11 protein-coding genes are annotated in these 12,836 nt (G+C 68.5%); 4 read left to right on the top strand and 7 right to left on the bottom strand.

Annotated elements, in window-relative coordinates:
• Positions 1-20 precede the first annotated feature (20 nt).
• Positions 21-245, top strand: coding sequence for a 50S ribosomal protein L31 (rpmE, locus tag ACO06I_RS14745; RefSeq protein WP_293495507.1), 225 nt, complete (start codon positions 21-23; stop codon positions 243-245).
• A 131-nt stretch (positions 246-376) separates the two neighbouring features.
• Here rpmE and ACO06I_RS14750 read toward each other — a convergent pair whose 3' ends face one another.
• Positions 377-889, bottom strand: a complete 513-nt coding sequence (locus tag ACO06I_RS14750; RefSeq protein WP_421933317.1) for a DUF1465 family protein — start codon at positions 887-889, stop codon at positions 377-379.
• 118 nt (positions 890-1,007) lie between these two features.
• The gene (locus tag ACO06I_RS14755; protein WP_421933318.1) at positions 1,008-1,214 is read right to left on the bottom strand and encodes a DUF1192 domain-containing protein; all 207 of its coding nucleotides are present in this window, start codon (positions 1,212-1,214) and stop codon (positions 1,008-1,010) included.
• Between the two features lie 84 nt (positions 1,215-1,298).
• On the opposite strand from ACO06I_RS14755, the gene ACO06I_RS14760 reads away from it, so the two are divergent.
• On the top strand, positions 1,299-2,276 hold the full coding sequence (locus ACO06I_RS14760) for an NAD(P)H-quinone oxidoreductase (protein ID WP_421933319.1): 978 nt from the start codon (positions 1,299-1,301) through the stop codon (positions 2,274-2,276).
• A gap of 6 nt (positions 2,277-2,282) precedes the next feature.
• Here ACO06I_RS14760 and ACO06I_RS14765 read toward each other — a convergent pair whose 3' ends face one another.
• From ACO06I_RS14765 to ACO06I_RS14785, 5 genes are all read right to left on the bottom strand, one after another.
• Positions 2,283-3,068: an ABC transporter ATP-binding protein gene (locus ACO06I_RS14765; protein ID WP_421933320.1), complete on the bottom strand. Its 786-nt coding sequence runs from the start codon at positions 3,066-3,068 to the stop codon at positions 2,283-2,285.
• A gap of 11 nt (positions 3,069-3,079) precedes the next feature.
• Positions 3,080-3,955 (bottom strand): nitrate ABC transporter permease, encoded by an 876-nt coding sequence (gene ntrB, locus ACO06I_RS14770; RefSeq protein ID WP_421933321.1) that lies wholly within the window; start codon positions 3,953-3,955, stop codon positions 3,080-3,082.
• 11 nt (positions 3,956-3,966) lie between these two features.
• Positions 3,967-5,247 (bottom strand): CmpA/NrtA family ABC transporter substrate-binding protein, encoded by a 1,281-nt coding sequence (locus tag ACO06I_RS14775; RefSeq protein WP_421933322.1) that lies wholly within the window; start codon positions 5,245-5,247, stop codon positions 3,967-3,969.
• Positions 5,248-5,261: 14 nt separating this feature from the next.
• Positions 5,262-6,629 carry an alginate export family protein gene (locus ACO06I_RS14780; protein ID WP_421933323.1) on the bottom strand — a complete coding sequence of 456 codons (1,368 nt, stop codon included), beginning with the start codon at positions 6,627-6,629 and terminating at the stop codon, positions 5,262-5,264.
• Positions 6,630-7,031: 402 nt separating this feature from the next.
• Positions 7,032-7,910, bottom strand: a complete 879-nt coding sequence (locus ACO06I_RS14785; protein ID WP_421933324.1) for an SDR family NAD(P)-dependent oxidoreductase — start codon at positions 7,908-7,910, stop codon at positions 7,032-7,034.
• 438 nt (positions 7,911-8,348) lie between these two features.
• Between ACO06I_RS14785 and ACO06I_RS14790 the strand changes: the two genes are divergently transcribed.
• Positions 8,349-10,958, top strand: a complete 2,610-nt coding sequence (locus tag ACO06I_RS14790) for a TonB-dependent receptor (protein ID WP_421933325.1) — start codon at positions 8,349-8,351, stop codon at positions 10,956-10,958.
• 274 nt (positions 10,959-11,232) lie between these two features.
• Positions 11,233-12,756, top strand: coding sequence for an MFS transporter (locus ACO06I_RS14795; RefSeq protein WP_421933326.1), 1,524 nt, complete (start codon positions 11,233-11,235; stop codon positions 12,754-12,756).
• The last annotated feature ends 80 nt before the right edge of the window (positions 12,757-12,836 follow it).

The raw sequence follows: 12,836 nt of genomic DNA on the forward strand, positions 1-12,836 counted from the left end.
TTACGTCGGATGCCCGCGCGATGAAACAAGACACCCACCCCGACTACCACTTCATCAATGTGGTGATGGTCGACGGCACCACCTACCGCACGCGCTCCACCTACGGGAAGGAAGGCGCGACCCTGAACCTGGACATCGATCCGAAGACGCACCCGGCCTGGACCGGCGGCAACCAGCAACTGCTGGACCGTGGCGGCCGCGTCTCGCGCTTCAACGCCAAGTTCGGCGCCTTCACCCGCAAGTAAGAGCGCCGCGCCGGCTCGCCGGCGCGCGCGACTTGGGTCACGAAAAACGCCGCGTGGATCACGCGGCGTTTTTTGCTGTCTGGTGATGGGCGAAGGGCCTCCGCCGGGCGGAGGCCTTCACCTGAGGATATCTAGCCGCCGAAGGCGGTGCGCAGGCGGTCGAACTGGGTCTGGACCGGGTTCGGCGTCTCGACGTCGGTGTCCTCGACATACATGCGGCGATCCAGGTGACGGACCCGCTCATAGAGGCGCTCGGAGCGGTCCAGCAGCAGCAGCAGGCCGCTGGGCAGGTCCTCGTTGGTCTCCGGCGGCGCCCGGCAGACATCCTCGGCGCCCAGGCGGTAGCGTTCGTCGCAGGCGCCCTCGGGGGGCATGTCGCCCTCGCGGACGGCCCGCTGCACCAGCAGCCAGGAGGCCACCTGCATCAACCGGGTGGTGAGCCGCATGCTCTCGCCAGCATAGGCCAGCGCCGCGTTGCGGCCCAGCAGCTTGGATTCCTGTCGACCGGAGCCGTCCAGATAGCCGGCGGTCTCCTCGACGAGGTCCATGCCCTCCTGGAAGGTGCGGTCGAAGAGTTCCGAACGGGCGAAGTCCTGGATCACGTCCGCCCGCCAGGCTCCCGCCGGCAAAGTCCCGTCGCTCATGAACTTACAGTCCCTGACAAATTCGTCTGCGCACAGATGCGCCGTCTGGTCCTAGCCGTTGCAACCGCCGTGCCAAGAGCCAAACGCGTGCGACAGAACGCCCCCACCCCGAATTCGACTAACCGGATTTCGTCCCGAACAGGGCGTCGGCGGCTTCCCGCCCCGCCCGCTTCTTCTGGATCTGCGCCTGGCAGCGGACGATCTCGCCCTGCAGCGTCTCGATCCGCTCCTCGAGTTCGGCCACGCCATAGAGCTCCAGGTCCTCGCGAACCGCATCGGCGAGCCCCTGGCCAAGGCCGATCCGAACCTCTGCGGGTTCTTCCATTGAAGACCTCCCTTTGCCGGTTCCGTTTCTGCGCCTATCTGAACCCCCAACGACATCAGCGCGCAAGACCGGGGAGGCCACACCATGAGCCAATCGAGCATGACGGCGATCGCCGTGGAGGGTGGCAAGGGATCGGCGGCCGACATGAAGGCCGTGCAGATTCCCCGCCCCGAGCCCGGCCCCGGCCAAATCCTGATCAAGGTGGCGGCCGCCGGCGTGAATCGCCCCGACCTGATCCAGCGCATGGGCTTCTATCCGCCGCCCCCCGGCTCTCCCGACACCATGGGCCTGGAGGTCGCCGGCGAGGTGGTGACCGGCGCGGGCCGCTGGAAGGCCGGCGACCAGGTCACCGCCCTGCTGGGGGGCGGCGGCTATGCGGAATACGCGGTGGCGGACGCTAGGCACGCCTTGCCCATCCCCAAGGGGCTGTCCCTGCTGGAGGCCGCGGCCCTGCCCGAGACGGTCTTCACCGTCTTCGCCAATGTGTTCGAGCACGGCGGCCTGAAGGCCGGCGAGACCCTGATGGTGCACGGCGCCACCTCGGGGATCGGGGTCATGGCCATCCAGATGGGCAAGGCCGCCGGCGCCAAGGTGATCGCCACGGCCCGCGGGGCCGACAAGGCGGCCACCGCCAAGGCCCTGGGGGCCGACGTGGCGGTGGACGCCACGGCCGAGGACTTCGCCGAGGTCGCCAAGCGCGAGGGCGGCTGCGACGTCATCCTCGACATGGTCGGCGGCGACTATTTCGCCAAGGACCTGGACGCCCTGAAGACCGGCGGCCGCATCGTCTTCATCGCCAGCCAGGGGGGCGGCGAGGTCACCCTGCCCATCGGCCGGATGATGATGAAGCGCGCGGTGATCACCGGCTCCACCCTGCGGCCCCGGGCGCCCGACGAGAAGGCCCGCCTGGCCGCCGCCGTGGAGGCGACGGTCTGGCCCTGGATCGAGGCCGGCAAGATCCGCCCCCGCATCGACGCCACCTTCCCGCTGGCCGAGGCTGGCAAGGCCCACGCCCACCTGGAGGGCGGCGCCCATGTGGGCAAGGTGATGCTGACGGCCTGACCGGCGTCAGGCCGCGCGCCGGGCGTAGAGGAACTCGATCACCGAGGCCCGGGCCCCGACATAGGTCGGGTTTCCGGCCACGGCGAGGCGGTCGCGGGGCCGGGCTAGGTCGACGGCCAGGATGTCGCCGATGGTCGCCCGCGGGCCGTTGGTCATCATCACGATGCGATCCGACAGCAGGACCGCCTCGTCGACGTCGTGGGTGATCATCAGGACGGTGTTCCTCAGCGCCGTCTGGATCTCCATGACGCTGTCCTGCAGGTGGGCGCGGGTGAGCGCGTCCAGGGCGCCGAAGGGTTCGTCCAGCAACAGGACCTTAGGCTGCATGGCCAGAGCCCGGGCGATCCCCACCCTCTGCTTCATGCCGCCGGAGATCTCCGAGGGCCGCTTGTCCCGGGCCTCCGTCATCTTCACCAGGTCCAGGTTGTGCAGGGTCCAGTCGCGGCGCTCGGCGGCGGACTTCTTGCCGGCGAACACCTTGTCCACCGCCAGGCGGACATTCTCCTGCACCGACAGCCACGGCAGCAGGGAGTGGTTCTGGAACACCACCGCCCGCTCGGGACCCGGCGACTCGACCGCTTCGCGGTCCAGGATCACCGCCCCGGTGGTCGCCGGGATCAGGCCGGCCACCACATTGAGCAGGGTGGATTTCCCGCAGCCGGAATGGCCGATGAGGGAGACGAACTCCCCTTGGTCCACCTGAAGGTTGATGTCACGCAGCACCTCGGACCGGCTCGCCCCCTTCTGGAAGGTGACGCCGACGCCCTCGATGGAAAGATAGGCCTTGGCCATGGTCGGATTCCCTAGCTGAGCGCGCTGCCGCGCGAGACAATGCGGCCGGCCAGAGCCACCACCCGGTCGAGGAAGAAGCCGGTAAGGCCTACCCAGGCCAGGGCCACGACGATGTCGGAGATCCGGGAGGCGTTGTACTGGTCCCAGATGAAGAAGCCGACGCCGACGCCCCCCAGCAGCATCTCGGAGGCGACGATGGCCAGCCAGCTCATCCCCACCCCGATGCGCAGTCCCGTGAAAATGTAGGGGGTGGTGGCCGGCAGCAGGATCTTGAAGAAGTACTCCACCGGCGACAGCCGCAGGACGCGGGCGACATTGACGTAGTCGTCGGGGATGTTGCGCACGCCCACGGCGGTGTTGATGACGATGGGCCAGATCGAGGTCACGAAGATCACGAACAGGGCCGAGGGGTTGGCCTCGTGGAAGGCGGCCAGGGAGATCGGCAGCCAGGCGAGGGGGGGCACGGTCCGCAGCACCTGGAAGATGGGATCCAGCCCCCGGTGGGCCCAGCGGTTGGCGCCGATCAGCACCCCCAGCAGCACCCCGCAGACCGCCGAGATGGAGAAGCCGAGCGCCACCCGCTTGAGGCTGGTGGCGATGTGCCAGAACAGGCCCTTGTCGACGCCGCCCCGGTCGAAGAACGGATCGACGATCAGCTCGCGGGACTCCGACCAGATGCGCGAGGGCGAGGGCAGGCCCTCGTAGGAGTCGCCGCACAGCAGCTGCCAGACCACCATGATGATCAGCAGGGTCAGGGCCGGCGGCAGGACGGCCGCCGCGGCGGCGCCGGCGCGGCGAGCCAGACCGGCGAGGGGCCTGGGCGGAGGTTCGCGCAGGGTCACGGCGATCGGCTCGCTGGGGGTGAAGGCGGGCTTGGGGAAACTCATCGCCTCGCCCCCTAGACCAGCTTCTTGATCGGCTGGCTGGCCAGGTAGGCGGCCGGGTTGGCGGGGTCGAAGACCTTGCCGTCGAAGAACCTCTCCACGCCCCGGCTGTCGGCGGCTGGCGCGGCCTGGCCGATGGAGGCCGCCGCCGCGCGCCAGATGTCGGCGCGGTTGACCTTGTTGACCAGGGCCTTGGTGTTGGTGGCCTGGGGCAGGACGCCCCAGCGGACGTTCTCGGTGGCGAACCACAGGTCGTGGGACTTGAAGGGGAAGCTGGCGTTATCGGCCCAGAACTTCATGGTGTGGGGCGACCCCGTGACCTTGCGGCCGTCGCCATAGTCGATGGTCCCCTGTAGCCGGGGCAGGATGTCGCCCATGGGCACATTGACGTACTGCCGGCCCGAGACGATGGAGCACATGGCCGGGCGGTTGCCCATCTTGTCGCACCAGATCTGGGCCTCCAGGACCGCGGCGGTGAGCGCCCGGGCCGCGCGCGGATAGCGGTCCACCCAGTCGGCGCGCATGCCCAGCGCCTTCTCCGGGTGGTTCATCCAGATCTCGCTGGTGGTGGTCGCGGTGTAGCCGATCTTCTGGTTCACGGTCTGGCCGTTCCAGGGCTCGCCGACACAGAAGGCGTCCTGCGTGCCCGCCTTCAGATTGGCCACCATCTGGGGCGGCGGGATGACGATGGTGGAGACGTCGGTCTCCGGATTGATGCCCGCCGCCGCCAGCCAGTAGCGGATCCACAGGTCGTGCGTCCCGCCCCGGAAGGTCATGGCGATCTTGGCCGGATTCTTGGCGGCCTTGAGCTGGGCGAACTTGGCCTTGGCCCCGGCGGCGTTGAGCCCGACCTTCACAGCCTTCAGGTCATTGCCCACAGAGATGGCCTGCCCGTTCGTGTTGAGCCGGGCCAGGATGTACATGGGCAGGGGCTTGCCGCCGGTCTGGACCCCCAGGGTGAACTGCAGGGGCATGGGCGACAGGATATGGGCGCCGTCGATGCCCCCGCCGCCGGAGCCCAGCACCAGGTTGTCGCGGGTCGCGGCCCAGGAGGCCTGCTTCACCACCTCCACGTCGGGCAGGCCATGCTTGGCGAACAGGCCCCGCTCCTTGGCGATGATGATCGGCGAGGAGTCGGTCAGCGCGATGAAGCCCAGGCGGGCCTTGGCCACCTCGGGCCCGGCCCAGGCGGCATGGGCTCCGGACGGGAAGGCGGACTTGGCGGCGGCCAGGGTGGCCGTGGCGGCCAGGATGGCGTTGCGGCGGGTCAGGCCTGAGTCGGTCTTGTGGGTCATGATCTGCAAGTCCCCTAGAGCTTGTATTCGAGGGTGAGCCACGCCTTGGCGCGCGAGGGCGGCGGCGCCAGCGTGCCGATCGGGACGGCCGCCTCGCGCTGGAAGTCGGCGTATTTCAGCTGGATCGACAGCTTGGGCGTGATGGCGGCGGTGACCTGCACGTCCCACTCGTGACCGAGGTCGGCCCCAGTCCTCTGGTCGTCGAAGTCGTGGTAGCGGACCAGGATGTCGCTGTTGAACAGGTAGGTCTTCTTGAACCGCGGCTTGGCGTTGAAGCTGAGGTTCTTGTCCTCGATGCCGTCGGCGAAGCTCTTGTTGCCGCCGGCCGAGACGAAGGCGTCCGACCAGCCCTGGAAGGCGTGCACGGTGGCGAGCGGCGTGGTGAAGCCCCGGACGCCGTCGCCCTCCAGGGACTCGTAGCCGACCTTCAGGGTGTAGATGTCGAAGGTCCCGGCCAGGTCGGCGCCCACATAGGCCAGGTCGAAGGGCGCGGTGTTCCCGTGATATTCGCTCTGCACCGCGTAGGTGGCGTTGTAGGCGACCTGGTAGAGGCCGAGCCAGGTCTTGCCCGAGGCCTTCACTCCCTTGGTGATGGAGGAATTGATCGCCGAGTTGCCGAAGTCGAGGGCGTAGACGAAGCCCTGCAGGCGCAGGGCCTCGGCGGGGGACCAGGTGACGTTCAGCAGGTGGCTGTCGCTGTCCCAGTCCTTCAGTTCGCCGAGGATACGGTTGATGTGGGTGACATAGGCGTAGGTCGCCTTGACCCGGCCGAGGGCGACGTCGGCGCGCACGCTGTCGAAGGTCTGCTCGTCCTGACGCCAGCCGACATTGCCGACGAAGCGCTGGTCGTCCAGCAGGATGCGCTGGCGCCCGGCGGTCACCTGCAGGGCGGCGCTTGGGGTCCAGGTGAGCTGGGCGCGGTTCAGCTCGGTGACGTCGGGATCGTTGATGATGGGATAGCGGGCCTTGTCGGCGCCGTTCAGGGGTGGGGTGGCCGCCCCGGGCACGTTGACCGCGAAGTGCTCGGGCCCGATCTGGCGGACATCCTCGAACTCGATCAGGCCCTTGAAGCCCCTGAAGTCGGCGGTCTCCCAGCCGAGCCGGGTGCGAACCGTGAAGGCCTGGCCCTCGTCGCGCAGCACGGCGGTGCGGGTCTGGTCGACGGTCTCATAGCGGGCGCGCACCTCCAGCAGCAGCCTGCCGGCCGCGATCTGGTCGCTCAGCGTCGGTTCGGGCGCCGGCGGCATCGGCGGCTCGGCGGGCGCCTCGGTCGTCGGGTCCGGCGCCGTCGGTGGATCGGCGGTCTGCGCCTGGGCCAGCCCCGCCCAGAGCAGGGCCGCGACACCCGTTCCCAGGGCCAGCCTCGTCTTGGTTCTCGTCATGCCTCAATCCCCCAAGGCCAAAAAAAAGACGCCCGGCTAAGCCGCTGAGCGGCCTCTCCGGACGTCGTTGTCCATCCATCCGACGATCACCGTCGGCGGCCCTCTCGGGCCCTCGCGGAACCTCGTTGTCCCGCGTGTCGCCTTCAGGAGGGGACGGCCCGATCAGCTCGGCAATCGGAAAGCAGCGCTATCTGGCGGGATCGCCCGCGATCGGCGTCATATTGCACAGCAGCAAAGCAGGATGACGGGGGGACCTGCCCGCATTTCGCGCGTTTCCGACGCCTGGGATGGGCTGCAAAGCCGTGAGCGCGGGACTTCCCAACAGATCCGGAGCGCGCCCGAGGCCGGACGGCCAGACCCGTCCGCAGGGGCGAGCGCCGCGTTCACCGCACTTGCGAAGGCTCACCCCTGCCGGGCGGCCTCGGCCTGTCCGGCTTCGAAGGCCGCGCGGCGGGCCTCCATCTGGGCCGTGCGCTCGGCGCGCAGGGCGGGATCCCAGGCGGTGCGGGGCCCCACATGCATGCCGCCGTCCACCAGCATGGAGACACCGGTGACGAAGGCGCTCTCGTCGCTGGCGAAGAACAGGGCGGCGTTGGCGATATCCTCCGGCAGACCCGGCTTGGCGATGGGCTGGGCGTCCGGGGCGGTCTGGGCCATGCCTTGCTTGACCATCTCAGCCAGGCCCACGGGCATCACCGAGCTGGGGGTGAATATGTTGGTGAGGATCAGGCCCGGGCAGATGGCGTTCACCCGCACCCCGTCGCGGGCCAGCTCGGCGGCGGCGACCTTTGTGAGGTGGATGACGCCGGCCTTGGCCACGGAATAGGCGATCGGCCCGGCGCCGGCCTGGGTCCCGGCGATGGAAGCGGTGTTGACGATGGCCCCGCCGCCACGGGCCTTCATGTGCGGCAGGGCGTAGCGAATGCCGAGCGCCACCGAGCGCAGCAGCAGGGTCTGGCTGAGATCCCAGGCCTCGCCGGTCATGTCCTCCAGCCGGGCGGGAGAGCCGCCGGCGCCGGCGTTGTTGAACAGGATATCCAGCCCCCCGAAGATCTCCGCGCAGGCGGTCATCAGGGCCTCGATCTGGCGCTCCTGCGTCACGTCGCAGTGGCGATAGGCGACCTGGCCCTCGAAGCGGGCCGCGAGCGCCACGCCGGCCGCGTCGTCGATGTCGCCCACCATGACCCTGGCGCCCTCCGCCACGAAGCGCTCCACCGTCCCCAGGCCGATGCCGGAGCAGCCGCCGGTGATGACGGCGATCTTGGTCTTCAGGCGGTCCATATGCGTTTCCCCACGGCCCGATCGGGCGCTCCCCATGTCCAGAATGGGCCTCCCCCATCGCCCGCGCAAACCCATTCTTCGAAGAATGGCGGGGCGCCTGCGAAGCCCGGCGCGGGGCCGCCACGGCGCGAGAATTTGGCGTAACGCTGGTTTTTTTGAACCGCGCGCGCGCCGCCCCGGCGGACTTGGCCGCGGGCGCGCCGAACTCGGCCAGACAGTACCCATTCCTAGGATTCATAAGGCGTAACAGGTTATCCGGCGCCGGAACTCACGAACCCGAACTTCGAAAGATTCCAGCCTCGCGAGGTGGATCGACCCACATCCCCTCGTGAATTGACCCCCACGTCAGAGATTGACGGAGCGGAATGCGTACCGCAAGTTCGAAGACGACGCGGCCACCGCGTTAGGCCGAAGAGCCACAGGGGGAGGATTCCTAGGATGCATCATAGATTCCAATTGTTGGCGGCCACCGCCCTGGCGTCCGTCGCCATGGCCGGCGGGGCCCAGGCCCAGAGCGGCGCCACCACCATCGAGGAGCTGGTGGTCACCGCCGAGAAGCGCGAGCAGAGCCTGCAGGACGTGCCGGTGGCGGTCTCGGCCTTCACCTCGGAGCGGCGCGACCTGATCGGGATCAGCAGCGTCCAGGACATCACCAACTTCACCCCGGGCCTGGCCTATTCGGCCGGCAACGACCGCATCAGCCTGCGGGGCATCGGCCGCCTGACCAACAACCTGGCCTCCGAGCCCGGCGTCGCCACCTATGTGGACGGGGTCTACACCTCCTCCACCGTCGAGGTGGGCCGCTCGCCGCTGTTCGTGGACCGCGTGGAGGTGCTGCGCGGACCCCAGGGCACGCTCTATGGCCGCAACTCCATCGGCGGGGCGATCAACGCCATATCCAAGCGCCCCACCGACGACTTCTCCGGCGAGATCCGCGGCAGCTACGGCAATTACGATCGACGGGTCCTGGAGGGCACGGTCTCGGGCCCGATCACCGAGGGCCTGCGCTACCGCCTCGGGGCCTCGATGACCAAGCAGGACAAGGGCTGGTTCCACAATATCGCCGGCGGGCCCGACGAGGGCGACATCCGCGACGAGAGCTATTACGAGCTCCAGCTCGAGGGCGACCTGGGCGAACACGCCGACTTCTGGCTGAAGGCGGCCAAGAGCAAGTACGACAACCGCTCGGCGCCCGGCGGGCGCACCGGCGGCAGCCTGACCCCGCTGGACACCGCCCTGATCACACCGGGCAGCCTGTCGCCCGGCGTCGGCTACGGCTTCGCCTTCGGCCAGAACGTCGTAGCCCTGGGCCCGGCGCGGAACGGATCCTTCGTCACCACCGGCGACCTGACCGCGTTTTCCACCAACGCCCAGACCTTCAACAAGCTGGAGGACTATTCCAGCCAGCTCCAGGCCAACCTCACCTATCATTTCGACGGGGCGGACCTGAAGTACATCGGCGGATTCCAGCACTACAAGTACGCCCTGCAGAGCGACTTCGACGGCACCGCCCTGCTCTCCTACACGATCCCGCTGAACCCCGGGATCACCTCGCCGGCCGCCTGCAACCCGGGTTACGTGGCCGCGGGGATCTGCCGGCCGCTGGTGGCGCGCCCGAACGTCGTCAGCCTGTACAAGGAAAACAAGGAGTGGTTCAGCCACGAGCTGAACCTGGCCTCGACGGGCGACGGCCCCGTGCAGTGGATCCTGGGCGCCTATCTCTACAACGAGAAGTACAAGCAGCCCTACCAGATCACCCTGCCCGACCAGGCCGAGCTGGCCACGCCGTCAGCCGCCGCGGCCAATCCCAAGCGGATCATCTACTACACCGATCAGTCGATGGAGGCCTGGTCCCAGGCTGCCTTCGGCCAGGTCGACTGGCAGTTCACCGACACCCTGAAACTGACGGCGGGCCTGCGCTACACCGCCGACAAGAAGAAGGGGGTGGAGGCCGGCCGGCTGTTCTGCTTCGGCTGCTCGGCGGCGGTGGACCCCCGCATCCTGGGCTCCTTCACCCCGGTGCTGGACATCACCACCTCGACCTTCTCAGGGAACCGCCCGGCCGGGGTCACCGATCCGCAGAAGGGCGTCGTCGGCCCGGCCGTCACCGACACGGCCACCGGCATCCGCCGGCGGGGACTCTACGACACCTGGAACGCCTGGACCGGCACGCTCGGCCTGGAGTGGCAGCCCGACAGCAACACCCTCGGCTACGCCAAGTACAGCCGCGGCTATAAGGCAGGGGGCTTCAACTCCGGCACCATCACCGCCTTCCCGGAGACCGACTCCGAGCACGTGAACGCCTACGAACTGGGCCTGAAGAAGGACTGGAGCGGCTCGCTGCAGACCAATGTCTCGGCCTTCTATTACGACTATCAGGACGCCCAGGTGCCGGTGAGCACCCAGCCGGCGGTGGGGCCGCTGACCTCGATCTTCTACAACATCCCCAAGGCCCGCAGCATGGGGATCGAGCTGGAGACGATCTGGCAGCCCATCAACAACCTGCAGATCCTGTTCAACTACTCCTACCTGGACGCCACGATCCGGGAGTCCTGCTGCATCCAGGACGGGGCCGACCCGGCCGCGGCCCAGCCCGGCGCCAAGCCGGCCGGCGCCCTGCCCGCCGTCGATCCGATCACCGGCGCCCCCAACTCCCGGGGCCAGGACCTGTCGGGGAACCACCTGCCGGTGGCGCCGCGCAACAAGATCAGCTTCAACGCCAACTACACCTGGGAGTTCGAGCCGGGTTCGATCACCGGCTCGGTGAGCTATGTGTGGCGCGACAAGGTCTATTCCTCGATCTTCGACCGCCCCTATTACGAGGCCCCGGCCCGCAGCCAGATCGACGCGCGCCTGGCCTGGAAGGACGCGGCCGACCGCTACACCGTGATCCTCTACGGCAAGAACCTGACCGACGAGCAGGACTTCGACACCCTGTCGGCGACCCGCCAGACCGGCTTCAACGCCAGCGGGGTCTACAACCTGAACCGCACCTATGTCCTGGTCCCGCCGCGGACCTATGGGGTGGAGCTGCAGTACCGCTGGTAGGGGCGATCGGGCGCGCCGCGCGCGGCGCGCCCGCCATCCCCGGTCCTCGAAAGGCGGCCGCCGGAACAGGTCGCGAACGCGGCCGGCGGCACCGGCGGAGGGGGTGGCAAACCCTTGGCAGGCAAGGGCTTGCAATGTGTCAGAACTGTAAGATCAAAGCCGTTGACGGCATGGCGGGCCTCCCGCACGGTTCGTTCCAAGCAAGATGATAACAAGGCCGCGGGCGTCGCCACGCGGCGGGAGGAACAAGGTGGATCGCGGCTCTCCTGCGCCGATGACGCGCGGACTCCCGGCGGGGGCGCGGCCTCCGGTGGGCATGACCACCAAGGTGCTCTACGGCCTGGGAGCCGTGGCCAATGCGGTGAAGGCGCGCGGCCTGTCGACCTTCCTGCTGATCTTCTACAACCAGGTGGTGGGCCTGCCGCCGCAGATGGTCTCCACGGCCATCTTCATCGCGCTCATCTTCGACGCCTTCTGCGACCCGCTGGTGGGGCAGATCTCCGACAACTTCCGCTCGCCCTGGGGCCGGCGCCACCCGTTCATGTACGCCGCGGCCCTGCCGGTCAGCGTGGCCTTCTTCCTGATCTGGAACCCGCCCAGCGGCTGGAGCCAGGGCGAGCTGTTCGGCTACATGCTGGCCTGCCTGCTGGTGATCCGGCTGTTCGACACCTTCTTCGAACTGCCCTCCTCGGCCCTCGCGCCGGAACTGGCCCATGACTACAACGAGCGCACCAGCCTGATCGCAATCCGCGGCCTGTTCACGGTTCTGGGCGGCCTGGGCATGACCCTGATGGTCTATCAGGTGTTCATGAAGGAGGGGCCGGACGGCTCGGGCGGCATCACCGAGCGGGCGGGCTATTTCGGCTATTCGCTGTTCGCCGCCCTGCTGATCTTCACGGTGATCATCGTCTCCACCACCGGGACCTTCAAACAGATTCCCTATCTGCGCCAGCCGCCGGTCCGGAAGATCGGCTTCCGGCTGATGGCCCGCGAAGTGGCCGCCACCCTCAACAACCGCTCCTTCGTGGTGGCCGCGGTGGCCGGCATGTTCATCGCCGTGGCCATGGGCCTGAAGAACGGGCTGGAGCTCTATTTCGCCCTCTACTTCTTCCAGCTGACCCAGGGCCAGCTCTCGATCCTGACCATCGTTGGCGTGGCCGCCAGCGTCGCCGGCGTCATGCTGGCGCCCCGGGCGGGCGCCCTGTTCGGCAAGAAGCGCGCGGCGATCACCCTGTTCACCGGGGCGCTCGCCACCGGCATCACCCCGCTGACCATCACCCTGATGGGGATCGCCCCGCCGCCGGGCTCGGACGCGATGTTCTACATCATCTTCGTGGAGACCTTCTTCAACGGCGCCATGGCCGTGGCCACCGGGGTCCTGCTCTCCTCGATGATCGCCGATGTGGTGGAGGACGCCGAGGTCAAGACCGGCCGCCGCTCCGAGGGCCTGCTGTTCTCCGCCGACAACCTGTTCAAGAAGATCGTCTCGGGCATGGGGATCTTCGTCTCCGGCAGCCTGCTGGCCTTCGTCAACTTCCCCGCCAACGCCAAGCGCGGCCAGGTGGACCCCGACATCCTGCGGGAACTGGCCCTGATCTACCTGCCCATCGCCACGGCCCTCTACGGCACGGCCATCCTCTGTCTGTTCGCCTTCAAGATCGACAAGGCGACCCACGAGTCCAACCTCACCAAGCTGAAGGACGCCGCGGCGCTGGCCGAGCTGTCGGGCGCCGACGACCAGATTGGCGGCCTGCCCGGCGTGGCCGGCGGCGCGGCGCCTATCGCCCCACGCGGGTGAGGTCATGATCGACGCACGGCGTTCCCGCCCTAACCTGCCGCCGATTCGCACCGCCTAGCCCTCCCGCCCCTCAAGCCCAA

Origin of the sequence: Phenylobacterium sp. (assembly GCF_965229015.1) — a bacterium.
GTDB lineage: Bacteria > Pseudomonadota > Alphaproteobacteria > Caulobacterales > Caulobacteraceae > Phenylobacterium.

Coding starts and splice junctions, on each gene's coding strand:
- ACO06I_RS14775 (WP_421933322.1), bottom strand. CDS start 5,247: ATGACCCACAAGACCGACTCAGGCCTGACCCGCCGCAACGCCATCCTG.
- ACO06I_RS14795 (WP_421933326.1), top strand. CDS start 11,233: ATGACGCGCGGACTCCCGGCGGGGGCGCGGCCTCCGGTGGGCATGACC.
- ACO06I_RS14780 (WP_421933323.1), bottom strand. CDS start 6,629: ATGACGAGAACCAAGACGAGGCTGGCCCTGGGAACGGGTGTCGCGGCC.
- rpmE (WP_293495507.1), top strand. CDS start 21: ATGAAACAAGACACCCACCCCGACTACCACTTCATCAATGTGGTGATG.
- ACO06I_RS14790 (WP_421933325.1), top strand. CDS start 8,349: ATGCATCATAGATTCCAATTGTTGGCGGCCACCGCCCTGGCGTCCGTC.
- ACO06I_RS14755 (WP_421933318.1), bottom strand. CDS start 1,214: ATGGAAGAACCCGCAGAGGTTCGGATCGGCCTTGGCCAGGGGCTCGCC.
- ACO06I_RS14785 (WP_421933324.1), bottom strand. CDS start 7,910: ATGGACCGCCTGAAGACCAAGATCGCCGTCATCACCGGCGGCTGCTCC.
- ACO06I_RS14765 (WP_421933320.1), bottom strand. CDS start 3,068: ATGGCCAAGGCCTATCTTTCCATCGAGGGCGTCGGCGTCACCTTCCAG.
- ntrB (WP_421933321.1), bottom strand. CDS start 3,955: ATGAGTTTCCCCAAGCCCGCCTTCACCCCCAGCGAGCCGATCGCCGTG.
- ACO06I_RS14760 (WP_421933319.1), top strand. CDS start 1,299: ATGAGCCAATCGAGCATGACGGCGATCGCCGTGGAGGGTGGCAAGGGA.
- ACO06I_RS14750 (WP_421933317.1), bottom strand. CDS start 889: ATGAGCGACGGGACTTTGCCGGCGGGAGCCTGGCGGGCGGACGTGATC.